The 23,818-nt window shown below is 67.2% G+C and carries 23 protein-coding genes; 7 read left to right on the plus strand and 16 right to left on the minus strand.

What is annotated here, in order from left to right:
- Positions 1-2 precede the first annotated feature (2 nt).
- A complete protein-coding gene (locus ASC92_RS15990) occupies positions 3-1,250 on the plus strand; it encodes a metallophosphoesterase (RefSeq protein ID WP_056517416.1) in 1,248 nt (415 codons plus the stop codon).
- A 9-nt stretch (positions 1,251-1,259) separates the two neighbouring features.
- Here ASC92_RS15990 and ASC92_RS15995 read toward each other — a convergent pair whose 3' ends face one another.
- From ASC92_RS15995 to ASC92_RS16010, 4 genes are all read right to left on the minus strand, one after another.
- Complete coding sequence (locus ASC92_RS15995; RefSeq protein WP_056517418.1) at positions 1,260-1,760, minus strand: polyhydroxyalkanoate granule-associated phasin; 501 nt, start codon at positions 1,758-1,760, stop codon at positions 1,260-1,262.
- A gap of 146 nt (positions 1,761-1,906) precedes the next feature.
- Positions 1,907-2,863 carry a lysylphosphatidylglycerol synthase domain-containing protein gene (locus ASC92_RS16000; RefSeq protein ID WP_056517421.1) on the minus strand — a complete coding sequence of 319 codons (957 nt, stop codon included), beginning with the start codon at positions 2,861-2,863 and terminating at the stop codon, positions 1,907-1,909.
- Between the two features lie 22 nt (positions 2,864-2,885).
- Positions 2,886-4,160, minus strand: a complete 1,275-nt coding sequence (gene clsB, locus ASC92_RS16005) for a cardiolipin synthase ClsB (RefSeq protein ID WP_056517426.1) — start codon at positions 4,158-4,160, stop codon at positions 2,886-2,888.
- Positions 4,161-4,180: 20 nt separating this feature from the next.
- Positions 4,181-4,975 carry an endonuclease/exonuclease/phosphatase family protein gene (locus tag ASC92_RS16010; RefSeq protein ID WP_056517427.1) on the minus strand — a complete coding sequence of 265 codons (795 nt, stop codon included), beginning with the start codon at positions 4,973-4,975 and terminating at the stop codon, positions 4,181-4,183.
- A 219-nt stretch (positions 4,976-5,194) separates the two neighbouring features.
- Between ASC92_RS16010 and ASC92_RS16015 the strand changes: the two genes are divergently transcribed.
- On the plus strand, positions 5,195-5,623 hold the full coding sequence (locus tag ASC92_RS16015) for a hypothetical protein (RefSeq protein WP_056517428.1): 429 nt from the start codon (positions 5,195-5,197) through the stop codon (positions 5,621-5,623).
- Between the two features lie 89 nt (positions 5,624-5,712).
- Here the strand turns inward: ASC92_RS16015 and ASC92_RS16020 are convergent, their stop codons facing one another.
- From ASC92_RS16020 to ASC92_RS16055, 8 genes are all read right to left on the minus strand, one after another.
- Positions 5,713-6,285, minus strand: coding sequence for a Spy/CpxP family protein refolding chaperone (locus ASC92_RS16020; RefSeq protein ID WP_056517429.1), 573 nt, complete (start codon positions 6,283-6,285; stop codon positions 5,713-5,715).
- A 151-nt stretch (positions 6,286-6,436) separates the two neighbouring features.
- Positions 6,437-7,510, minus strand: coding sequence for a flavodoxin family protein (locus ASC92_RS16025; protein ID WP_056517430.1), 1,074 nt, complete (start codon positions 7,508-7,510; stop codon positions 6,437-6,439).
- A gap of 77 nt (positions 7,511-7,587) precedes the next feature.
- Positions 7,588-8,484: a pirin family protein gene (locus ASC92_RS16030; protein ID WP_056517433.1), complete on the minus strand. Its 897-nt coding sequence runs from the start codon at positions 8,482-8,484 to the stop codon at positions 7,588-7,590.
- Between the two features lie 67 nt (positions 8,485-8,551).
- Positions 8,552-9,322 (minus strand): GNAT family N-acetyltransferase, encoded by a 771-nt coding sequence (locus ASC92_RS16035; RefSeq protein ID WP_056517435.1) that lies wholly within the window; start codon positions 9,320-9,322, stop codon positions 8,552-8,554.
- Positions 9,319-10,587: a biosynthetic peptidoglycan transglycosylase gene (locus ASC92_RS16040; RefSeq protein ID WP_056517438.1), complete on the minus strand. Its 1,269-nt coding sequence runs from the start codon at positions 10,585-10,587 to the stop codon at positions 9,319-9,321. Before ASC92_RS16040 ends, ASC92_RS16035 begins: the two co-directional genes overlap by 4 nt.
- Before the next feature lie 11 nt (positions 10,588-10,598).
- Positions 10,599-11,168 (minus strand): hypothetical protein, encoded by a 570-nt coding sequence (locus tag ASC92_RS16045; RefSeq protein ID WP_056517440.1) that lies wholly within the window; start codon positions 11,166-11,168, stop codon positions 10,599-10,601.
- Positions 11,149-12,078 (minus strand): exosortase Q, encoded by a 930-nt coding sequence (gene xrtQ, locus ASC92_RS16050; RefSeq protein ID WP_056517443.1) that lies wholly within the window; start codon positions 12,076-12,078, stop codon positions 11,149-11,151. The genes ASC92_RS16045 and xrtQ overlap by 20 nt, the downstream gene beginning before the upstream one ends.
- Before the next feature lie 19 nt (positions 12,079-12,097).
- A complete protein-coding gene (locus ASC92_RS16055; RefSeq protein ID WP_056517446.1) occupies positions 12,098-14,158 on the minus strand; it encodes a VIT and vWA domain-containing protein in 2,061 nt (686 codons plus the stop codon).
- A 203-nt stretch (positions 14,159-14,361) separates the two neighbouring features.
- Here ASC92_RS16055 and creD point away from each other — a divergent pair, with 203 nt between their 5' ends.
- From creD to ASC92_RS16075, 4 genes are all read left to right on the plus strand, one after another.
- The gene (gene creD, locus ASC92_RS16060; RefSeq protein ID WP_056517449.1) at positions 14,362-15,855 is read left to right on the plus strand and encodes a cell envelope integrity protein CreD; all 1,494 of its coding nucleotides are present in this window, start codon (positions 14,362-14,364) and stop codon (positions 15,853-15,855) included.
- Positions 15,852-16,250, plus strand: coding sequence for a glycoside hydrolase family 3 N-terminal domain-containing protein (locus ASC92_RS16065; protein ID WP_056517452.1), 399 nt, complete (start codon positions 15,852-15,854; stop codon positions 16,248-16,250). The genes creD and ASC92_RS16065 overlap by 4 nt, the downstream gene beginning before the upstream one ends.
- Before the next feature lie 17 nt (positions 16,251-16,267).
- Positions 16,268-18,685, plus strand: a complete 2,418-nt coding sequence (locus ASC92_RS16070; RefSeq protein ID WP_056517454.1) for a penicillin-binding protein 1A — start codon at positions 16,268-16,270, stop codon at positions 18,683-18,685.
- An 85-nt stretch (positions 18,686-18,770) separates the two neighbouring features.
- A complete protein-coding gene (locus ASC92_RS16075) occupies positions 18,771-19,388 on the plus strand; it encodes a hypothetical protein (protein ID WP_056517885.1) in 618 nt (205 codons plus the stop codon).
- Here ASC92_RS16075 and creC read toward each other — a convergent pair.
- Complete coding sequence (gene creC / locus ASC92_RS16080; RefSeq protein WP_056517456.1) at positions 19,382-20,830, minus strand: two-component system sensor histidine kinase CreC; 1,449 nt, start codon at positions 20,828-20,830, stop codon at positions 19,382-19,384. The two genes, ASC92_RS16075 and creC, sit on opposite strands and share 7 nt — an antisense overlap.
- Positions 20,827-21,621: a two-component system response regulator CreB gene (gene creB, locus ASC92_RS16085; protein WP_056517459.1), complete on the minus strand. Its 795-nt coding sequence runs from the start codon at positions 21,619-21,621 to the stop codon at positions 20,827-20,829. The genes creC and creB overlap by 4 nt, the downstream gene beginning before the upstream one ends.
- Before the next feature lie 566 nt (positions 21,622-22,187).
- Here creB and ASC92_RS16090 point away from each other — a divergent pair.
- Positions 22,188-23,126, plus strand: coding sequence for a YcjF family protein (locus ASC92_RS16090; RefSeq protein ID WP_056517462.1), 939 nt, complete (start codon positions 22,188-22,190; stop codon positions 23,124-23,126).
- A gap of 1 nt (position 23,127) precedes the next feature.
- Here ASC92_RS16090 and cueR read toward each other — a convergent pair whose 3' ends face one another.
- Positions 23,128-23,532: a Cu(I)-responsive transcriptional regulator gene (gene cueR / locus ASC92_RS16095; RefSeq protein ID WP_056517465.1), complete on the minus strand. Its 405-nt coding sequence runs from the start codon at positions 23,530-23,532 to the stop codon at positions 23,128-23,130.
- Positions 23,529-23,723, minus strand: coding sequence for a heavy-metal-associated domain-containing protein (locus ASC92_RS16100; RefSeq protein WP_007833622.1), 195 nt, complete (start codon positions 23,721-23,723; stop codon positions 23,529-23,531). The genes cueR and ASC92_RS16100 overlap by 4 nt, the downstream gene beginning before the upstream one ends.
- Positions 23,724-23,818 lie beyond the last annotated feature (95 nt).

Below are 23,818 nucleotides of genomic sequence, written 5' to 3' on the forward strand. Positions count from 1 at the left end.
GAATGCGCGGCATGCGCCTTGCAGATGGGGTATCCCGGGCAGTGCCCGACCCTATTGCCCCGATGCCGATCCGTCCCCTGAGCGCCCTGACCGCGCTGTTGCACGTCTATCTCGCGATGCGCCTGCTGCCCGCGCTGGCCGTGCTCACGCCCGCGTGGCCGCTGGCGCTGCTCGCGCTGGCGGTGTCGGCGGTCACGATTCCGCTGCCATTCGTGTCGCGCCGCGCCGGTCGCAACGCCTCCACGGGCGATGTGCTCAAGTGGATCGGCCTGATCAGCATGGGCTGGTTCTCGTCGATGTTCGTGCTCACGCTGCTGCGCGACTTCGGCCTGCTGCTCGCCTGGCTCGCGGGCGCGCTGGGCGGCGTGCCGGTGCAGTGGAATGTGCTGCAGCCATGGAGCGCGCTGGCGGTGTTGGCGATGGCCACGTCCACGTCGGCGATCGGTTTCCTCAATGCGCGCCGCACGGCCGGCGTGAAACGGGTCGACGTGCCCATCCGCGGCCTGCCGCAGGCGCTCGAAGGCTTCACGATCGCGCAGCTCAGCGACATCCACGTGGGGCCGACGATCCGCAGCGCCTACATCCAGCGCATCGTCGATGCGGTGAACCGCCTCGACGCCGACGCCGTCGCGATCACCGGCGACCTGGTCGACGGCACCGTGCCCGAACTGCGCGAGCACATCGCGCCGCTGGCCGGTCTGCGTGCGCGCCACGGCACCTTCGTGGTCACGGGCAACCACGAGTACTACGCGGGCGCGCATGCCTGGATCGACGAGCTGCGCCGGCTCGGCCTGAAGGTGCTGCTCAATGAACACGTGGTGCTCCAGACGCGCAACGTGCGCGGCGCGCAGACCGACGAAGAGCTGTTCGAAAGCGCGCTGGTGCTAGCCGGCGTGACCGATTTCACCGCCGGCCATTTCGACGCGGCGCACGCCAGCGATCCGCACCTGGCGCTGCACGACGCACCGCCGCTGGTGCACACGCGCGTGCTGCTCGCGCACCAGCCGCGCAGCGCGCCGCTGGCTGCGGCAGCCGGCTACCAGCTGCAGCTGTCGGGCCACACGCACGGCGGCCAGTTCTTTCCGTGGAACCTGTTCGTGCCGATGCAGCAGCCTTTCACGGCCGGGCTGCATCGCCTGCACGACATGTGGGTGTACGTGAGCCGGGGCACCGGCTACTGGGGTCCGCCGAAGCGCTTTGGCGCGCCCTCCGAAATCACGCTGCTGACGCTGGTGCCGGCGAAGCCCTGAGGGGCTTGCTCAGGATTCTTCCAGCTCGGCCAGCCGGCGCGCGTTCGAGGTAGCCGCCGCGTGGATCGGCTTGAGGCCCTCGCGCGCGATGCGCGCCGCAATGCCAGGCAGCTGGCTCGCGGCGTTGACCGTGCCCGCGGCCGACTGCACGAAGGCATCGCCATGCGCAGCCGCCTGGGCCGGCGTGATGCTGCCCGCCAGCATGAAGAACGCCGTCGTGCCCTGGAGCCATTGCTGCAGCAGCCGGCTGGCGAGCGAGAAATGGCTGCTGTGCCACTGCTTCGCCATCGCGATGCCCGCTTCGCTTGCAGCCGCCAGCTTTTCATGCCCCATGAGCTGGAATTCCGCGAGGTCGTCCGCGCTGGGCGTGAGCCCCGCCTTGGCGATGCGCTCGGTGCGCATGCGGATCACGGAGCCGGACGACAGCAGCATCTCGTGGGTCTTGAACGCCAAGTCGAACCACTGCATGAGCGGATTGGCCAGACGGGCGGCAGAGGTGAGAGATGACATGTGGGGCAGTGCGCTTGGAGGAGGTGGGAGCACTATAGGCTTCGCCGGCCGAAAATGTTGCAGTGCAACAAAAAACACTCTGCATTTTTGTTGATCAGGTCCTTTTTTCCGACGTGGAAATCGTGTGCCGGGCGATTGCAGTGGTTCTAGCGCCCCGCCACACGCAGCCGCCTCGCTCTCGCCTCCGTGACCAAGTAGCCCAGCACGGCCACCACCAGCGGCAACAGGTAATACAGGCCGCGATAGGCCAGCAGCGCGCCGAGCAGTTGGGTTTCCGGCACCTCGTGCGACAGCAGCGCCACGAACACCGCCTCGAGCACGCCGAGCCCCGCCGGCACGTGCGTGACGACGCCGGCCACCGCTGCCACCAGCAGCACGGCGAGCACCTGCGGGTAACCGACCTGACCCTGCAGCAGGAACCAGATCACGCCGCCGATCAGCGACCAGTTGGTGCACGACATGGCGAGCTGCAGCAGCGCCATCGCCAGCCCCGGCGTCCTGAACGCATGGCCGCGCACGCGCCAGACGCGCCCCTTCGACACGGCACATAGCACTAGATACGCCAGCGCCACCATCAGCAGCATCGCGCCGAGCATGCGCAGGCCCTCGTTGTCGATCTTCCAGCCGGGCGGCAGCGTCATCGGCCAGAAAAGGAATGCCGCGCCGGCCACCACGAGGTAGCCGAGCCAGTTTGTCAGCATGCTGAAGCCGAGCACGCGCGCGATGGTCTCGTTCGCAAGGCCGAGCCGCGAATAGAGCCGGTAGCGGAACGCCACGCCGCCCACCAGCGACCCGAGGTTGAGGTTGAAGGCGTAGCTGATGAATGTCACGCCCATCACCGTGCCCGTGGCGAGCCGGTGCCGCGTCAGGTACCGGCCCAGCAGGTCGTAGGTGCTGTACAGCGCGAAGCTGCAGGCCGCCAGCGCGCCGGCCGCAAGCAGTGCGACGGCAGGCAGCGCGCGGATCGCGTCGAACACCTCGCCCCAGTCGATGGTGCGCGCCTGCCGCACGAGCAGCCACGCGATCAGCGCGAAGAAGCCCCACGTCGCCGCGCGGCGAACCCAGGGCCACCAGCCGCGGCGGGAAAGGGCCATCGTGCTCATCGATTCGATGCGGCGCTTCCGCTCAAGCGGCTTCCGTCTGGGTCGCGCCGCCGGCCGGGTCGCCGCGGCCGCTGTCGCGCTGGCTCGCGAGGTCGGTGGCCTCGGCCAGCGTCAGGCGCGGCGCGTGTCGCGGCAGGCGGCCCAGCAGGGCCGGGTACCAGCGCAGGATGTGGAAGACGAAGAAGCTGCGCACCAGCCGCCAGCCGCTCCATTCGCTGGCGAGGTCGGCCGCCTCCACCTGTTTGCAGCTGTGCTGCATCAGCCGGTCCATGCGCTCCCACAGCACCTGGTTGAAGGCCGCGTCGCGCACGATCACGTTGGCCTCGAGATTGAGCGACAGGCTCAGCGGGTCGAGGTTGCTCGAGCCTACGGTGCTCCACCTGTCGTCCATGAGCGCGATCTTGCCGTGCAGCGGACGGTCGCAGTATTCGTAGATGCGCACGCCGGCGTGCATCAGGTGGTGGTAGAGCATGCTCGCGGCGGTCTTGACGATCGGCATGTCAGGCTCGCCCTGCAGGATGAGGCGCACGTCCACGCCGCGCCGCGCCGCGCGCCGCAGTTCCTTGATGAGCAGGTAGCCTGGAAAGAAATACGCGTTGGCGATCACGATGCGCTTGCGCGCCGCGCGGATGGCCGCACGGTACTGCCACTCGATGTCGTTGGTGTGGCGCCGGTTGTCGCGCGTGACGAACATCGCGTCGGCCTCGCCGGCGCGGGCCTGGCTCGAGGGCGGCGCCAGCTTCAGCCGGCGGCGGAGCCAGCCCGCGCCCTTGCCGCCGAGCGCGATGGCGCGCAGCACGAACTGGTGGATCTCTCCCACGATCGGGCCCGCGAGTTCCACCGCATAGTCCTGCTTGGCCTTGGGTCCGAAGTCGAGCAGGTGGTCCGCCGAATAGTTGATGCCGCCGACGAAGGCGCGCTCGCCGTCGACCACCACGATCTTGCGGTGCATGCGGCGGAACACGTTCAACCGCTGGCCCATGAAGCGCTGGCCCGGATCGAACACCCGCACCTTCACGCCGGCCGAGGTCAGGCCCTCGATGAACTCGTGCGAGAGTTCCGGCGAACCGAAGCCGTCGATCATCAGGTCGATCTTCACGCCGCGCTGCGCCGCCTCGCGCATGGCGGCGTGCAGCTGCAGGCCGACCTTGTCCTCGAACAGGATGAAGGTTTCGACGATCACTTCGCGCCGTGCCTTGCGGATGGCGTCGAACACGCGCGGGAAGAACTGCTCGCCGTTCTCCAGCAGCTCGATGCGGTTGCCGCCGGTCCAGTGATTGTTGTTCCTGCTGCTCATGGCTTGCGCGCTCACTGCGCTCACAGGTCGATGTCCGCCACCAGCGGGGCGTGGTCCGACAGGTGCGACCACGGCCGGCGCGGCAGCACCACGGGCGCATGCACGCCGGCATTGCGCACGTAGATTCGGTCCAGCGGCAGCACGGGGAAGCGCGCCGGAAAGGTCCTGGCCGCGCGGCCGTTGGCATGCACGAACACTTCGCGCAGCGCGGCGCCTTTTTCCAGGATCTCGTGCGCGCGGCCGCGCCAGTCGTTGAAGTCGCCCGCCACGATCAGCGGCGCGTCGGGCGGCACCTCGTCGCGCACGATGTGGCAGAGCAACTCGAGCTGCTGCTGCCGGTGCGCCTCGGCCAGCCCGAGGTGGGCGCAGACCGCGTGCACGTCGACGACGCGGCCCGGCAGCCGCAGCACGCAATGCAGCAGCCCTCGCTTCTCGGGGCCGCTCACGGACACGTCGTGGTTGCGGAAATGCACGATCGGGAATTTCGAGAGAACCGCATTGCCGTGGTGGCCTTTCGGGTACACCGCGTTGCGCCCGTAGGCGAACTGCGGCCACATGGTGTCGGCCAGGAACTCGTAGTGCGGCGCCTCGGGCCAGTTGCTCACCCTTCGCGAATGGCGCGAATGAGTGCCGAGCACCTCCTGCAGGAACACCACGTCGGCGCCCACGGTGCGCACGGCGTCGCGCAGCTCCGGCAGGATGAACTTGCGGTTGAGCGCGGTGAAACCCTTGTGGGTGTTCACCGTCATGACCTTGAGCGAGGTCGGCGAGGCCTGCGTGGACGCCGCGGCGTCTGGAATGGGAGAGGAGGACATCGTTGTGCAAGTTGTACGTTGCCGCGCCCCTCCTGACTGTAGGAACTCGCCACCTCCTTCCGCCCCCTTTCACGCGTGGGCGGCCGGCTCCTACAGGCAGGCCTGCCGCACCCCCACACGATGGGAATTTCGCCGCTCCTACGGTGATTTTCGAGGGTTCGGGAAGCAGCCCCCCTTTTTCATCCTCGACACCGGCACCAAGCCACAAGGAGCAGCTCCATGAAGCAAATTACTTTTCACGCCACGGTTCTCGCCGCCCTGCTGGGCATGGCCGGCATCGCGTCGGCACAGGCCACATCCATTCCCGCCCAGCCCAACCCGTCGGTGGGCGGCGAAGCCAGCACCATGACGCCTGCCGGCGTCGCAAATCCGCCGCAGCGCCCCGACGCCTCGATGCCGGTATCGCGTGAGGCGGTGAAGGCCGAGGCCCGTGCGCAAAACCGCAACAATGCCAACAGCGTGGTGCCCAAGGGCGAGGCGTCCACCACAGTCAACCACCAGCCCAACGCCATGCCGCGGCCGACCGGCGAGATGTCCCGCGCGGAGGTCAGCCAGACGGGGCGCAAGATCAAGCCGCAGTTCGGCCAGAAGGGCGAACGCCCCGAAGTGGTGACCAATCCGACGGACAAGACGGGCACGCCGCAGTAAAACCCGCCCGTCGATGAAAAAAGCCCGCAGCGCTTTCGCGTTGCGGGCTTTCATTCGATGGCACCGTCACCGGCGCATCCGGGTGCGGATCAGCCCTTGGCAGGGGCCGCCGCACCGCGATGGCCTTCATGGCCATGATGGCCATCACGGTCACCCCGGTGGCCGCCGAAATGCACGGTCTCGGCATCGAAGGTCTTCTGCTGCTCGGGCGTCAGCGCGGCGTAGAAGGTCTTCGTGGCGTCGGCGCGCTTGGCGAACATCGCGCTGCGTTCGGCACGGCGAGCCTCCATGCGCTCCAGGCGCTGCGGCGTGGTCAGCTTGGCGAACTCGGCACGGTCCATGTGCGGACGCGGGCCGCCGGGCGGCTGCGTCGCGGCGGTGAAGCTGCTCCACGCGCCTTCCTGGGCAGCGGTGATCTTGAGCTTGTCCTTCAGGGCGGCAAGACGCTTGGTGCGGCGCTCCTGCATGCGCTCCATGCGCTGGGCGGGGTCCATGCGCTTGTGCTGCGCCTTGGGCGCCGCGGCGTTGTCGGCCTGGGCCACCGCGGCGGTGGGTGCGGCTGGGGTGGAGGCGGCCGGCGCTTGAGCGAACGCGCCCGAAGAGGCGAGGGCGGCCGAACCCAGCAGGCTGGCCCAGACGATGCGTTGGCGAAGAGAAATCATGAGAAGTGCTTCCTTTCGAAGAAGCCCGCCGCCGATGGGCAGCAGGTGAGACGAAGTGTGGAAGCGCTCTGTATCGCCTCCGTTAGGCCAGCGTGAGCTTGCGTAAAGAATGATGAACAGCGAGCGCGAACGCGGCCTGTGGCGTGACTTTTTACTTGGGCCGCGGCCGCTTCAGCCCGCGGTCGGGCACCTGCAGCCTCCCGGCGCGCAGGTCGCCGACCGCCCGGGCGACGGCGCGGGCCACGTTGCGCACTTCTTCCTGCACGTCGGCATCGGCATCGAGCGCGTCATGGCTGGTGGCGTAGGGTTCGTAGTAGCCGATGTAGCGATCGAGCACCGCCTGCGTGCCGGCGTCGACCAGCCCCATCCAGTCGAGCCAGTCGGCGAGGCTGCGGCGCACGCTCTCCACGCCTGCCACGTCGCCGTGCACCACCACGCCGTAGACGCGGCCGTCGAGGTGCTTGGGATAGCCCCAGCCTTCGAGCTCGAGCGCCTTGGCTTCCTCGGGTTTCTTGCCGTGCGTGCTGGTCGGGTCCGGGTTGCCGCCGTCGGCGCAGACGAGCCGGTCGATCATGAGCTTCAGCGGACTCGCCGCCTGGTACCAGTGCGTGGGCGTGAGCAGGATCACGCCATGCGCGGACACCCAGCGTTCGTAGATCTCATTCATCCAGTCGCCGGTCTGGCGCAGCGAATGGTTGGGGTAGCAGCTGCAAGGCCAATGGCACAGCGGCATCGCAGTGGACACGCAGCCCTTGCAGGGGTGGATCTGCCGGCCGTACTCGGAGGTGAGCAGGCTCAGGTCGAGCAGGTCGGTCTCGATGCCGCTGCCGTCGAGCACCTCGCGCGCGAGTTCGGCCAGCCGCCATGTCTTGGAGACTTCGCCGGGGCAGGTGCCGTCGTTGCGCGGCGAACCGTTCACCAACAGCACGCGCGAAGGCGTCTGCGGCAGACCCCAGGCGAGCTGTGCCGCGTCGATGCGGGCCTTGGCTTCGAGCCAGTCGACGGACAGTTCGTAGTCCGGGTCTGCATAGCCGGGCCCCGCCTTGCGGGTGACGGGCGCCTTGCGGCCTTGCTCATAGGCTTCCCACGCGATGATCTCGATGCGCCGCAGCGAGTCGGCCTCGGCCTGGAAGGCCGGGTCCTGGAAGGGCTGCATGAAGCGTTCGTGGAACTGGGCGCGTTGCAGCGTGGCGGGCGCCTGTCCTTTTCGGATCGTGGTGGGCATGAGCGCAATCTAGGGGGCCCATGCGATGGCCGGAACCCTGCCCGATGCCGACTTTCGGTAGGTGGGCGACTACAGGCTCAGCCCAGCTTGCCGTTCTGGAAGTCGTGCACCGCCTGCTGGACCTGCTCCTGCGTGTTCATCACGAAGGGGCCGTACTGCGCGATGGGCTCGTGCAGCGGCTTGCCGGCAATGAGCAGCGCACGCGCGGGGCTGTGGTTGGTCGCGCCGGCGCGCAGCACCACGCCGTCGCTGCCCGCGTCGTTGGCCAGGATCGCCATGCGCCGCGTCGGGACTTCGCTGCCCGCGATCCACAGCGATTCGCGGAACACGTAGACCAGTGCGTTGTGGTCGTCCGGCAGCGGCTGCGCGAACTCCGCGCCCGGGGGCAGCGTGACGTCGAGGTACAGCGGCTCGGTGTGCTCGCGCCGCACCGCACCCTCGATGCCGTGGCTCGCGCCCGCGATCACGCGCACGTGCGCGCCGCCGGTGGTGGTGAACTCCGGGATCTCCTCGCTCTGGACGTCGCGGTACCAGGGCTCGCGCATCTTGTCCCTGGCGGGCAGGTTGAGCCACAGCTGAAAGCCCTCCATCAGGCCTTCTTCCTGCTCGGGCAGTTCGCTGTGCACGAGGCCGCGGCCGGCGGTCATCCACTGCACGCCGCCGTTCTCCAGCAGGCCTTCGTGGCCGGCGCTGTCGCGGTGGCGCATGCGGCCGGCGATCATGTAGGTGACGGTCTCGAAGCCGCGGTGCGGATGGTTGGGAAAGCCGCCGATGTAGTCGCCCGGGTTGTCGCTGCCGAAGGCATCGAGCATCAGGTAGGGATCGAGCCGCTTCTGCAGCGGCTGCTGAAGCACGCGGGTGAGCTTGACGCCGTCGCCGTCGCTGGTGGAAACACCGGCCACGATGTGGTCGATACCGCGCGGCGTGGCGACGGGATCGGTGGGATGGTTGGCGTGGTGGTTGGCATTCGTCATCCGTCCATGGTGGCACTAACGCGCCCACCGCGCCACCCGCGGCCCTGTCAGCCGGCGGCTTGAAATTTCATGGCCACTGCTGGCGCTGCCAGTAGCAGTATTTCCACTGCGTTTCGAAGCCGGCGCGGCGGTACAGCGACAGCGCCGCGTGGTTCTGCGCATCGACCTGCAGGAACACCCGCTCGAAGCCGCGCGCCGACGCGGCCTGCGCCAGCCCGGCCAGCACGCGCGCCGCCAGGCCCCGCCCCCGCTGCGCCTGGTCGGTGCGCATGCCGTGCACGCTGGCCCAGCCGTGCCCGAACGCCATCGCGCCGGCCGCCACCGTGCGGCCGCCTTCGCGCACGCTGGCGTAGAGCGAGCCCTTGGCGCGCGACAGCATCCGCACGCGATGGGCACCGTCCACCGGATCGAAGCCCTCGCCGAGGAACAGCGCCGACCAGGCCTCGTCGGGCGCGTGATCGACGTCGGCCAGCGCGCCACGCGGTGCGACCACCTGCCGCATGCGCTGCGCCGAGCCGGCCTGCACGCAGGTCGGACTGTCGTCGATGTAGTGGCGCCGCTCCAGTTCGGCGCGCAGGCCCTCGAAGCAGGGTGCGTCGGCCAGCCGCAGCGCGGGCGCGACCTGGCGGCTGTCGTAGCGGTCCTCGATGCGGTCGAGCGTGCCGTTCTCGACCTCGCTGCGGTGCAGCGGCACGGCCGACCTGGCGCGTTTCACGGTGCCGCTGGCAAAGGGCAACAGCCAGCCGTCGAGTTCCTCGGTCAGGTCGGGCGACACCGCCGCGATGGTGGCGCGCTCGATGGCTTCGATGTCCGGGACGCCCAGGGGTTTGGTGTTCATTGTTTCGTGGCCTCCGGCGCCGTGAATTTCGCCGCGGCCACGCCCTTGAGCAGCGCTTCGCGCTGGTTCCGGCTGATCCCGCGGATACCCTCGGCAATCCACTTGATGCGGTCGGCGTCGACATGGCCATCCTGCCGCCATTGTTCGAGCACGGCCTGCGGCTTGTGCAGCATGGCGGCGAGCCACACCGCCTGTGCCGGCTCGAGCGTGCGCGCGCTGCGCTTGAAGTAGCGGCGCGCCGCGGCCTCGGCGCCGCAGGTGCTGCCGCCCCACGGCGCGTTGTCCAGGTACAGCTGCAGGATGCGGGCCTTGCCCAGCGTCTGCTCCATCTCGACCGCGTAGAGCAGTTCGCGCAGCTTGCGCTCGGCGGTGCGGTCGCTGCCCGTCACCAGCAGCTTGGCCAGTTGCTGCGTGATCGTGCTGCCGCCGCGCCGGGTCTGGCCGGGCTTCTGGTTGTTGTCGATCGACGCGAGAATCTCGGTCAGGTCGTAGCCGCTGTGGGTGAAGAAGCGCTGGTCTTCGGCGGCGATGACGGCGCGCGCCAGCCAGCTGTCGTTGGCGAGCCTGGCCGACGGTCCGCAGCTGGTGCGCGCGCCGAGCATGGCCTCGGTGCCCAGCCCCTCGACGGTGAACTGGCTGATGACGGGCTGCACGGCGAAGGTGGCTTCGGGCAGCACGAGCTGGCCGCGCAGCGCGAGCGTGCCGCCGATGCGTGCGCGCTGCAGCTCGGGCAGGGTGGGCACCAGCACCGCGTACCAGCGCTCGATGGGCGCATCCTGCACGCTGGCGTTGAGCTGCAGGTTCTTCAGCGTGACCTTGCCGTCCCAATGACCCTGCAGCCGGGTGGTGTCGGTGCTCTGGGGCGTGGCCTCGAAGGTGCCGTTCAGCGTGTTGCCGTCGCGTTTCACTGTGGCGAGCAGGCGCTCGACGCGGATCGGCTGCGTGCCGAGCGCCGGTACTTCGGCGCTGCAGGGCGCGCACTGCATTTCGAGCAACTCTCCCGCCGGCTTCCAGGCGAAGCGCACGGTGCCGAAGCGGGTGTCCAGCGAACGCCCGTCGAGGTAGGGCGCGAACCACGACGAGGTGGCCACGCGCACGGCCGTCGGAACGCCGATCTCGAAATTCAGCGGCCCCGCCTTCACCGTGGTGCTCCATTCGCCGGTGGCTGGCGCGAGCGCCAGCTTGACTATCAGGAAGATAGCCACGCAGGCCGTCACGACCAGGGCCAGAAGGCCGAAAAGCACGAATCGCAGGGTCTTCTTCACAGGCACGTTTCTCAGATCGGTCTCGCCACGGTGACAGCTTGCCACGGCCCATGGGATTGGCCGCTGGCCGCCGCCCAGTACCAGCTTGAAGTGTCTGTGAAAGCGGTGCCCCGGGCATCGACGATGCGCTCGCAGACGCGGATTTTTTGCGCTCCGTGCCGTTGCGCAACAAAACAGCGCCACAAGCGTTCCTGCGCATCGCGTTCCAGCCGCGCCTGTTCGATGCGATAGCCCAGCGCGCGGTAGCAGTCCGCCGCCGGATGCAGCATGCGTGTGGGCTGCGTCACCTCGCGCATCACCAGCGTCTGCGCGCCGTCGGTCATGCGGCCGATGGCGCCGGGGAAGCGCTCGGCAAAACGCTGTTCCACATCGCTCAGGGCCAGCGGGCGCAACGGAACGCCATCCCATTCACTCGGCCATTCGTGCGGCACCACGGCGGCGACCGGTTCGGCCGGCGCACGCACGGCCGCACCGGCCGACCACAGCATGCACAGCAGCATCGCCAGCGCGAAAGCGGTCTTGTGGCCGATGCGATTGATGAAATGGTTTGCAAACCAGCGCTCAAAGAACGGTGTCGACATGGCGGCCTCCGTGGGTGGTGATCAGGCCCTGAATCGGTTGCTCGACGGGTTCGGGCACGGCTCGTGCCGGCGCCATGAGGCGGGCGATGGCGCCGCACACGACGGCCAGCACCAGCAGGCCCAGCGCGTTGTGCGCCCAGGGCGCGAGCGGATGGCCTGCGCCTTCGAAGGCGATCAGCACGCTGTTGCGCACGATGTTCCCGGCCAGCACGAAGAGCCCGATCATCGGCAGCCGCCCCATGAAAGCCCGGTCGCTGCGCGACGCCCACAGCGCCACCGCGCAGGCCGTGAAGTAACCGAGCCACACCATCTGCACGCCGGAGCAGGGCGCATCGACGATCACCAGGCGGCCGTCGATCACCAGGCTCGATCCTTCACGCGCCACCTCGAAGGCGGGCGCGAGCAGCCAGCGGCTGGCCTCGGCCGTCACCACGCGCAGCGGATAGCCGGCATAGAACTGCAGCGACGACAGCAGCGGCAGCGCGAGCACCGACAGGCCCGCCACCGGCAGCGCGGCCACGCGGCGCGGCAGGAAAGCGAGCAGCCCGCACGCCAGCGACAGCACGGCCACCAGCCCCGCCGCGAGCGGCGGCATCGCGGGTACGACGCCGAGCCCCGTGCGCAGCAGCGTCGCGAGCACGGTGCCTGTGCCCGCCAGCGCGAGCCAGCCCAGGCGCGGCGAGGCGCGCAGTTCGCGCCGGCGGCTCCAGGCCAGCGCGGCGAGCGCGACCAGCGCCAGCAGGCCCATCGGATCGTCGGAGCCGTCGCGCATGCGCTGCACCATCCAGGCCCAGGTCGGCATCAGCGCAATGAACTGCAGCCCGAGCCAGCCCGCGGCCGGCGTGCGGTCGATGTGGATGCCCCAGTCCACGATGCGCGGGTGGCGATGGGCGAGCGTTGCCAGAGACATTCTTTTCTTTCTCGATGGATCAGGCGGTAAAGCGGCGGGCGTCGTTGCGGCGCGCGCGGCGGCGCAGCATGGCCAGCATCGACAGCACGACGGCGATGGCGCCCAGCGATTCGGGTTCGGGCGTGCTCGGCACCTCGGCGCCCAACGCGAGGTCGCTCACGCCTTGCGGCATCGGCAGCGGCAGGTTCACGTCCACACTGTTCTGCGGCGCCACGTTGCGCACCACCTTGTCGACGGCGATGAAGCTCGTGTACTGCGTGAGCAGGCTGTACTTCAGGCCGAGTTCGGTGATGCGCTCCTTGAAGGCCGTGCCGCCTTCCAGCGTTTCCTGGTCGCTCAGGCTCTGGATGCGGTGGCGGGCCCACAGCGTGCGCAGCGCGGCCGAGTCCTGGCGCGTGCGCTCGTCGATGCGCACTTCCTGGCGGTAGGGCCCATTGGCGCTGCGGCCTTCGATGATCACGCGGCCCTTGGCTTCACCTCTCCACTTGCCGAACACGATCACCGGGCGCTCGCCGAGCACGTCGGGCAGCGCCTGCGGCTCCACGTCGTACACGTCGAGCCCGCCGAAGGTGGCCTTCACGCTGGTGAGCACCGGCGACTCGACCATGCGGCGGAAACGCGCGGCCTGCTCGGGCGCCTGCACCGGGTCGGTGATGATGAAGGGCTCGCCCATGCCGGCGCGCGCAATGCCTTCCATCAGGCTGCGGTTGACCGACGAGCCGATGCCGAAGGCGAACACATTGGCCTTCGAGAGGTTGTTGCGCACCAGCTCGAAGGCTTCGCGCTCGACCGTCACGTAGCCGTCGGTCACCACCACCACCGTGCGCGACACGTTCTCTTCCTTCGGTTCGGCGTACACGCGCTTGAGTGCCGGAATGAGTTCGGTGCTTCCGCTGCCGCTGTAGTTCTGGATGGTGGCCAGGGCCTGCTCGATGTTGGCGCGCGTGGCCGGCACCGACTTGGGCGAGAGCATCCTGTTGCTGCCCGAGAACAGCAGCACGTTGAAGGTGTCGCTCGGGCGCAGGCCGCCGATCAGGCGTTCGAGCACCGTCTTCGCGGTATCCAGCGGAAAGCCGTGCATCGAGCCCGAGATGTCGACCACGAAGATGTAGTCGCGCGGCGAAATCGCGCTGGCGGCCACGGCCTTGGGTGGCTCGACCATGGCGAGGAAGAAGTTCTCCGCGTTCTCTCCCTGGCCCTTGTAGAGCATCAGGCCCGATTCGATTTTTTCACCCGCCAGGCGGTAGTCGAGCACGAAGTCGCGGTTGTCGGCGGGGCGGCCGTCGGCGGTGAGCACGACGTCGGCGTGCTGGTCTTCGTCGCTTTTCTTCACGTCAATGGCGTGCGTGGCCGAGCGGATTTCCTTCAGGCCCATCGGCGTGTCGATACTGGCCTTGAGCTTGAAGTTGGTGTTTGGCGCCACGCCCGCGGCCAGTGTCGGTTGCGCGACCCATTTGGCTTGCGCGTTCTCCGACTGCGGGCTGTTGTAGCGCGGCCCGACCACGGCCGGAAACACGAACTGGTAGTTGCCGGACTGCGGCACCAGCAGTTCGGTGTAGCGCAGCTCCACCTTCACATCGTCGCCCGGCAGGATGTTGGCGACGTTCATCTGGAACACATTGGGCAGGTGCTGCTCGAGCAGCGCGGCGGTCTTGCCTTCTTTCTTCGCCGTGTCGTATTCGATCCGCGCCTGCTGCTTCTCGCGGATCTGCGCGGTGATGAGGCGGTCGGCCAGGCGCACGTTGAGGCCGCTCACGGCGGCCTTGGTCGAGCCGGGAAACACGTACTTCGCCTCGATGGCGCGCTGGCCCTCGTTGCGGTAGGTCTGCGTGACCGTCACGTCGGCGATCACGCCCGAGATCTTCACCGAGACCTCCGTGCCCTTCAGGGGCAGGCGGTCGACCGAGGGGTCGTCGCTCTTCACGAAGAAATAAGGGCTCTCGGTCTTCTGGCGCGCTCCAGCGGGCGCCTCCTGCGCATGCGCCGGGCGCACGCCCATGGCGATGAAGCCCGCGGTCGCCAGGCTCACGGTGGCGAGCCAGAGCCAGCGGCCGGGACGTGGGGTGGTGTGGGCATCCATGGCGGGGGTCCTTGTCCGTGCGAACTTGCACAACCGCAACTGTGGTCACCGCACGAGAAGGCAGTTGGAAGGCGCGTTGAAGTCGAACGGCGCCGTCGGCCGCTGTGTGAAGCCTGTGTGAAGCGAGGCGGCGCGCACGCTTCACACGGCCTTCGGGTTGCGCGGCGAGCATCGCGGCTTCGCTACAGACGAGGAGAGAAAAAATGCTTCAGTTGTTCAAGGCCATGCTGAATTCCATGCTGGCCAAGGTCGCCGGCCTGTTGTTTCTGCTGCTGCTGCTGTGCATTCCGCTGGGGGAGATCCACTCGATCAACCGCGCCCGCGGCGAGAGCCAGCGCGAAGCGGCCGACGAGCTCTCCGCCACCTATGCCGGCCGTCAGACGATGGTCGGCCCGCTGTTGCTGGTGCCGTATGTCGAGCGCTGGATGGAACCGCTGCGCAACGCACAAGGCAAGGTGATCGGCCAGGAGCCGCGCAGCAAGGAAATGGCCCACGTGGTGTTCCCGGACAAGCTGCACATCGAAGGTTCGATGGCACCGCAGGAACGCTACCGCGGCATCTTCAGGATTCCGTTCTACACGCTCAGCGCCGCGCTCACCGGTGGCTTCGCGGCCTTCGACCCGAAGGCCGTGGCACACAGCGAGACCGATTCGAAGATCGAATTCAAGGCGCCCTTCATCGCCTTCAACGTGAGCGACCTGCGCGGCCTCGACGGCTCGCCAGCGATGACGATGGGCGGCGAGGCCCTGCGTTTCAAGCAGCGCGTGCCGGGCCTGGCCGATGGCGCATGGTTTGCAGATGGCATCCACGCACCGGTCACCGGCGCAGCGCTCACCGCATGGCAGGCCGGTACGCCGGTTTCGTTCGACATGAAGCTCGGCCTGGTCGGACAGGACACGCTCGCCATCGCGCCCATCGCCGAGGAAACGACCGCGCACCTGAGTTCGCCCTGGGCGCACCCCAGCTTCAGCGGCCGCTTTCTCGCGGCCGAGCGCAGCGTGACGCCGCAGGGCTTCGACGCGCATTGGCGCGTGTCCTCGCTCGTGACTTCGGCGCGCGAACAGGTGCGCGCGGGTCTCTCGGCCCGCGGCAGTTCCACGGACAACGCCGCCGCCGAAGCCGTCGCCTCCCCGTCGCGCTACGCCGGGGAGACTGCTGTCGCTGTGGCACACCGCAACGCCGGCCCGCTGCAGACCTTCGACGTGTCGCTCGCGCAGCCGATCAACGTCTATTCGATGAGCACGCGCGCCGGCAAGTACGGCGTGCTGTTCATCGGGCTGGTGCTGATGGCTGCCTTCATGTTCGAGCTGTTCCGCAAGCTGCGCCTGCATCCGATCCAGTACGGGTTGGTCGGTTTATCGATTGCGCTGTTCTTCCTGCTGCTGCTCGCGCTCTCGGAGAAATTCGCGTTCTGGATGGCGTATGCGGGCGCCGCCGCAGCGAGCGTGGTGCTGCTGGCCGTGTACTTCAGCGCGGTGCTCGCAGGCTGGCGGCGCGGCCTGTCGTTCGGTGCCTTCGTTGCGCTGCTCTATGGCGCGCTCTACGGCCTGTTGGCTTCCGAAAGCAACGCGCTGCTGCTGGGCGCGCTGCTGATCTTCGGCATGCTGGCCGTGCTGATGCTGGTCACGCGCAAGGTCGACTGGTATGCGCTCTCCCGCCGCGTGGAGCCGGCTTCGGTCGAAGCGCAGGCGCCATGAAGCTGCTGCGGGCGCACGACCGGAAACCGTTTCAAGACGTGTCGAAACATTCGGATGCCGCGATCATGCCGAGCCATGTCATCCTTGCGGAACTCGACGCCGAATATCCGGTCTCTTTCTCGCGCAAAATCGTGCAACAGGTGGCTCGAGGCGAACGGGGCTCCCAGGGCCTGCTCGTCACCGACGGTCTCACGATGGGCGCGGCCTGCAACCGCGGTCTTTGCGATGCCACCGTCCGCGCCCTCGGCGCCGGCGTGGACCTGTTGCCGATCGCCTTCGACCAAGACAAGTATTTCGATGCCATGCATTGCGCGCAGCAGGCGGCGCAGTGCGGCGCGCTCGACCGCCCGGTGCTGGAACGCAGCAGCGCGCGGCGGCTCCAATCCTTTCGCTAGCCAGTTAGCCAATTCCTATGTTCAAACGCTCAAGCCCCAAACCTTCCGACGACGACAGCGCGGCGCCGGACGATCCCCGCCGCCGCTGGAAACGCGTTGCCGGCTGGGGCGCCATCGGGGTGGGCTCCGGCGCGCTGGTGGTGCTGGTAGCGGCCATCGTCGCGGTGGTTGCCATCTACCCGAAGCTGCCCGACGTCTCGGAGCTTTCCGACTACCGCCCCAAGCTGCCGTTGCGTGTGTACTCGACCGAGGGGCAGCTGATCGGCGAGTTCGGTGAAGAGCGCCGCAACCTCACGCCCTTCGCCAGCATTCCGAAGGTCATGAAAGACGCCGTGCTGGCCGTTGAAGACGCGCGCTTCTACGACCACGGCGGGGTGGACTACAAGGGCTTCCTGCGTGCTGCGGTCGCCAGCCTGAAGGGTGGCCGCAAGCAGGGTGCATCGACCATCACGATGCAGGTGGCGCGCAACGTGTACCTGAGCTCCGAGCGGACGATGAGCCGCAAGACCTACGAGATCCTGCTGGCACTGCGGCTCGAACGGCAGCTCACCAAGGACCAGATCCTCGAGATCTACCTGAACCAGATCTACCTCGGCAACCGCGCCTACGGCTTTGCTGCTGCCGCCGAAACCTACTTCGGCAAGCCGCTGCAGAACGTCACCGTCGCCGAAGCCGCGATGCTGGCCGGCCTGCCGAAGGCGCCCGGCGCCAACAACCCGGTGGCCAATCCGCGCCGCGCACGTGCACGCCAGCTGTATGTGATCGACCGCATGCATGAAACCGGCTTCATCACCGCCGAACAGGCCGCCGAAGCCAAGAAGGAAGAACTGCACCTGCGCGACGCCGCCGACCCGAACCGCCTGCATGCCGAATACGTGGCCGAGACGGTGCGCCAGATGATGTACGCGCAGTACGGCGACAGCATTTACACCAGCGGCATGAAGGTCTACACCTCGCTCGTGGCGGCCGACCAGGCCGCGGCCTACCGGTCGCTGCGCAAGGGCATCATGGACTACGAACGGCGCCAGCCCTACCGAGGCCCGGAGAAGTTCGTCGACCTGCCGACCGAGCAGAAGGAAGTCGACGAGGCCGTGGACGAGGCCGTGGACGACGCGCTCGCCGAGCATCCCGACAACGGCGACGTGGTCGCGGCCGTGGTGCTCGACGCGAACGCCAAGGAAATCAGCGCCGTGCGCGCCAATGGCGAAACCATCCAGATCACGGGCGATGGCCTCAAGCCCGCGCAGTCCGGCCTTGCCGCGAAGGCGCCGCCCAACATCAAGATCCGCCGCGGCGCAGTGATCCGCGTGGCGAAGACGCCGAAGAACACCTGGGAAATCACGCAGCTGCCGGAAGTCGAAGGCGCCTTCATTGGCATGGACCCGCGCAGCGGCGCCATCAAGGCGCTGGTGGGCGGCTTCGATTTCGGCAAGAACAAGTTCAACCACGTCACGCAGGCCTGGCGCCAGCCGGGCTCGAGCTTCAAGCCCTTCATCTATTCGGCCGCGCTCGAAAAGGGCTTCACGCCCGCGACCGTGGTGAACGATGCGCCGTTGTACTTCGATGCTGCCGTCAACGGCGGCCAGCCGTGGGAGCCGAAGAACTTCGAAGGCACCTACGAAGGCCCGATGCCGCTGCGCACCGCGCTGATGAAATCGAAGAACCTCGTCACGCTGCGCGTGCTGCAGTCGATCGGCGCGCCCTATGCGCAGGACTGGGTCACCAAGTTCGGCTTCGACAAGGACAAGCATCCCGCCAACCTGCCGATGGGATTGGGCGCCGGCTCGGTCACGCCGATGCAGATGGCGGTGGGCTACTCGGTGTTCGCCAATGGCGGCTATCGCGTCAATCCGTACCTCGTCACGCGCGTCACCGACCTGAGGGACAAGGTCATCATGGAAACCGAAGCGCCGGTGCTCGACGAAACACGCCGCGCCATTCCGCAGCGCAACGCTTTCATCATGGATTCGCTGCTGCAGAGCGTGGTGAAAAGCGGCACCGGCTTCAAGGCCCACCAGGCGCTGAAGCGCGACGACCTCTACGGCAAGACCGGCACTACCAATGACTCCTTCGACACCTGGTTCGCGGGATTCCAGCCGACCATGGTCGGCATCGCGTGGATCGGCTACGACACGCCGCGCCAGCTCGGCGTGCGCGGCGAAACCGGCGGTAGCCTGAGCCTGCCGATCTGGATCGGCTACATGCAGACAGCACTTCAGGGCGTGCCCGTGACGCAGCCGGCCGAACCGGCGGGTGTGGTGAATGTCGACGGCGAGTGGTACTTCGACGATTTCACGCCGGGCCACAGCGTGGCGAGCCTGGGCCTGGAGAACAGCGAGACGCCGCCACCGCCGGCCGAAGAACTCACGGGTGCGCCCATCGGGGCACCGCCACCGCCTGAAGAGCGCAACAAGATCCTCGATTTCTTCCGCTAGAAGGCGAAACGGAAAAAGAGAAGGCGGGTCGCGGTGCCTACACTCGGTGCTGCTTCCCGCCTTCTCTTTTTTTCTCCACGCATACATGGAAATTCTTACTCTGGTGGCGCTTTTTGCTGCCGGCTTCTACATCCTCAAGTCCAGGGAACAGCGCCTGCGCATCGCGCTGCTGGCCAACCACCTCGGCCGCCATCAGATCGAGAAGCTGATGGAAAGCCTCACCTCCGGCTACATGCGCTGCCTCGGCGAAGACGACGCCGAGCGCCGCCAGCAGATCTGGCACTTGCTGGACGCCACCGAGGAAAAGCTCTCCGTCCAGCTCGACAGCTTCGCCACCGAGTTCTCGCGCATGCCCGAGGCCGTCACGCGCGTGAGCAAGCTGCCGGTGGCTATTCCGATGTTCACCCAGCTCTTTCCGGCCGCGACCTTCGACATGCGGCAGGCCCTGCTGATCCACGCGAGCGGCATCGCTGGCGTGATGCGCAACGAAGCCGGCCGCACACCCAAGGCCAAGGCCTTCACCATGTCGGCCGAGCTGTTCCTGATGCAGCACACCTGCCACTGGTACTGCCGCTCGAAGACGGTGGCGTCGGCGCGCATGATCGCGCAGCACCAGACGCAGTACCTGCAGGCGCTCGGGGCGGTGAGCCCGGAGACGCGCAGTGCCTACAGCGCATTGATCGGCCGTCCCGCGGCTCAGTGATTTGACAGCAGCGGCAGCGTGAGCGTCGCCACGGCGCCGCCGCGCGACGCGTTGCCGAGCTCGATGCGACCGCGGTGCAGGGCCGCGATCTCTTTCACGAACGCCAGCCCCAGCCCCGTGCTCTTCTTCTTGCTGTGCGGCCTGGCGAGCGAATAGAACTTCTCGAAGACCTTTTCCTGCGCGTACTCCGGAATGCCCGGGCCATGGTCGCGCACGCTCACGCGGGCCAGCTTCGACGTGGTTTCCAGCGTGAGCAGCACTTCGCTGTCGCGCGGTGAAAAATCGATGGCGTTGTCCAGCAGGTTGCTGATCGCGCGTCGCAGCAGGAACGGGTCGCCTTCCGTGCGGGCTTGGTCGCGGATGTTCACGAGCAACTTGATGTTGCGCATGGCCGCCGCGGGCTGCGCGCTGATGGCGATGTCGTCGATCAGCGAAGCCAGCGCCACCGGCTCGGTGCGGTCCAGCGTGCGCCGCGTTTCGAGCGCGGTGAGCTCCATCATGCGGTCGACGATTTCCTGGATGCGTTGCGTCTCGCCTTCGATGTTCTTCAGGAAGCGTTCGCGCTCTGCATGCGGCATCGACGGTTCCTGCAGCAGCTCGGCCGCGCCGCGGATGGCGGACAGCGGACTCTTCACCTCGTGCGTGAAGGTCTGCACGTAGTCGGCCACGTAGTTGCGACCGGTCAGCGCATCGCGCATTTCGCTGAAGCCGGTGCGCACGCCGTCGACCGCGCGCCGCGCCATGCGCGCCAGGCTCAGGCTGCCCACGCGGTTTTGGGCGCGCACCCACGTCCAGTAGTCGCGAATCAGGCCGAAGGGGCGCACCAGCCACACGGAGACGATGAGCGTGAGCAGCAGCAGTGCGAGCGCCGAACCGACGCCGACCCAGATGGTGCGCACGCGCGCGTCTTCCACGAACTGGCCGAAGCTCTGCACCGGCTTGCCGACGCTGACCATGCCGACGATCTCGTTGTTCCAGCGAATGGGCGCGCCCACGTACATGACCGAAGTGCGCGGATCGCCATCGACATCGCGCGAAGTGCGTGCGCCGTACAGGCCGGCGAGCGTGCGGCTCACGTCGCTCCACTGCGAATAGTCGGCGCCGAGGTGCCTGCCGAGCGAATCGAACATCACGCGGCCGCTGCGGTCGGTGACATACACGCGCAGCTCGACGCGGCTCTTGTGCAGGTTGTAGATCTGCGCCGAGAACTCGCGCGCATAGACGGTACGGAACAGCGGCTCGAGCCGCGCGGTGTTGATGGCACCGGCAATCACGTCCTGCTCGACCAGGCTGGCCACGAGCTGCGAGGTCTCGACCAGCGATTCCTCGGCCGACTCGCGGTAGCGCGGGTCGATGTCGGAAACGACGCGATAGAGGAGAAAGGCGATGCCCGCCGTGTAGATCAGCAGGATGCCGATGAAGATGCGCGTGCGTCTTGTCACGACGCCTTGGTCGGCAGTTCTTCGTTCAGTGCGTAGCCGGTGCCGCGCAGCGTGCGGATCGGCTCGACTTCGGGCGCGATCGCCTTGAGCTTGGCGCGCAGGGTCTTGATGTGCGCGTCGACCGTCCGGTCGAAGCTGTCGCTGGAATCGTCCCAGACCAGTTCGAGCAATTCGTCGCGCGTGAAGACGCGTCCCGGGCGTTGCACCAGCAGCCTCAGCAGGCCATATTCGTAGCGCGAGAGCTCGAGCACGCGGCCGTAATAGCGGATCTGCATGCGCTCATGGTCGAGCGAGAAGGGCAGTGCGGGTGCCTGAGGACTCTCAGGAGGCATCTGGGCCGGGATTTGATGGGGCACCCCATGGTTTGCAACCGCGGCTGTTGCCGGGGCTCCTGCGCCGTTTCTCGCGCTGCGCCGCAGGATGGTCCGCACGCGGGCGACCAGTTCGCGCGGCGAGAACGGCTTGGCGATGTAGTCGTCCGCGCCCAGTTCGAGGCCCACCACGCGGTCTATTTCGTCGCTGCGGGCCGTCAGGAACACCATCGGCACCTCCGGGCCACCCATGGCCTGGTTCAGTGCCTGGAGGCGCTTGAAGAGCTCGAAACCGTTGAGGTCGGGCAATCCGATGTCCAGGATGGCCAGCGCCGGCGGCTCCTGCGCGAACTGGACAATGGCTTCCTCGGCCGTGGCGCACCAGACAGGGGTGAATCCGTCGCTCTTCAGAACGTACTGCAGCGTGTCGGCAATGCCCGATTCGTCTTCGGCGATCAGGATCCGGGGTTTGAAGCTCATCCGCGGATGTTAGCGAGGGGAACGCGCCGGGAGGACCGGTTGGGATCGAAGGCGCCGTGGACCGGCGCGGCCGTTCGCGGCTTTTTTTTCGGGCGCAGCTTTCCCTTTCCCCATCTTCTTATTCTTCTTATTCAAATTAGTAGTAGTAGATAAGGGTCGCCCACTTCTGTGGACAGGACGCTTTTTTCGTTATGCGACAAGCACTTGTCATACCTCTGTCACTGTGCGCACCCGTGCTTCGGGTTTGTACCCGGCATATGAACAAGATGGGGTACCCGGTCCGGCCTGTGGATAACCGATGCCTTGTTCAAGAAGTGTCCCCAGAGTTGTCCTTTGACGCACTCCGGAAAATCTGCGAAAGGCGATTTCCGGCCGGAGAAATTCATTGCTGAAAATTTGGGCAAAGTGTTAAATTTCCTTGTAAATCAACGACTTGCCGAACCCCTACACCGAAGTGCGGACGTTATCCACAGAGTTGCCCAAGGTTTGTGGGGAGAACCGGCGGCGGAACCTTCACTCGCCACAGCGACCGAACTGGATCCTTCATATTGCGAAATTTCGTACAAATGACACCTTCAGAAACAAAGTCGATAGTTACCCTGTCGCTGCTGGCTGCCTTTGTCGATGGCGAGAAGCACGAACGCGAGCGCGCCGAGATCAAGCGGATTGCCGAGGGCCTGTCGCAGGCCGACGGCCTGAACCTGCCGACGCTCTACCAGGACGTGCTGATGAAGCGCGTGTCGCTGCCCTCGGTGGCCGGGGAACTGAAAAGCACCGAGTCGAGGCAGCTGGCCTACGAGATGGCGGTGTGCGTGTGCGATGCGGACGGCATGCAGTCGGAGGCCGAGCGGATGTTCCTGGCGGACGTGCGAACTTCGCTGGGGCTGGATGCCTCGGCGGCCGCGTTCTCGCAGCAGGCGGAAGACATCGCGGCGGTGCCGGTGGCTACCGCCGCTGGGGGCAGCGCCGTGGCGGCGCCCGGCACCCCGGACAGCGCCGAACTCGACAAATCGATCCTCAATGCAGCCATCCTCAACGGCGCGCTGGAACTGCTGCCCGAGACGCTTTCGACCATGGCGATCATTCCGCTGCAGATGAAGCTGGTCTACCGCATCGGCCAGTCCTACGGCTACCAGCTCGACAGCGGCCACGTGAAGGATTTCCTGGCGACCGTCGGCGTGGGCCTGACCTCGCAGTACCTGGAGCAGGCCGGTCGCAAGCTGCTCGGCGGATTGCTCGGAAAAGTCGGCGGTGGCTTGCTGCGCGGGCTGGGCAACCAGGCCGTGAGCTCGGGCATGAGCTTCGCCTCGACCTATGCGCTGGGCCACGTGGCCAAGCGCTACTACGCCGGCGGCCGGACCCTCTCGACGCAGATGCTGAAGGATGCGTTCTCGGGCGTGGTGAAGGAAGGGCAGAGCCTGCAGACGCAGTACCTGCCGGCGATCCAGGAAAAGGCCCGTACGCTGGATGCCGGCAAAGTCTTGTCCCTGGTACGAGGCGCCTGATCTAGACCTTGCTCAAGTCGTCGAGGATGGGGCAGTCGGGGCGTGCATCGCCATGGCAGCAGTGCACAAGGTGGGCCAGCGTGTTGCGCATGGATTGCATGTCCGCAATGCGCTGCTCCAGTTCGCCGAGGTGCTTCTCGGCGATGCGCTTCACGCTCGAGCTCGCGCGTCGGCGGTTGTGCCACAGCCCGACGAGTTCGGCGATTTCTTCCATCGAAAACCCGAGGTCGCGCGAGCGCTTGATGAAGCGCAGCGTGTGGATGTCGGCATCGCCGTATTGGCGATAGCCGCTTTCGGTGCGCGGCACCGCCGGCAGCAGGCCCAGCCCTTCGTAGTGGCGGACCATGCGGGCCGACACGCCGGAGCGCTGCGCCGCTTCGCCGATGGCGACGTGGCCCGCGCTCATTGAACGGCGTAGCCCGCGTTCTCGATCGCGGCGACGATGTCCTTGCGCGGCTGTTCGCTCAGCACGTCGACATGGCCGGTCTCGAGGTCGACCGTGACCTGTGCTTCGGGGTCCACCGTCTGCACCGCGTTCTGCACCGCGCTCACGCAATGGCCGCAGCTCATGCCCGTGACCTGGAATTTCTGGCTCATCGTGATGGCTCCTTTGGAAATGATTGAAGTGATGGAAGCAAGTGAGACGCAAGTTTGAACCCTCTCACGATGTCAATGTCCAGCAAAGGGGCACT

Source organism: Variovorax sp. Root411 (assembly GCF_001425205.1).
Taxonomy (GTDB): Bacteria; Pseudomonadota; Gammaproteobacteria; order Burkholderiales; family Burkholderiaceae_C; genus Variovorax.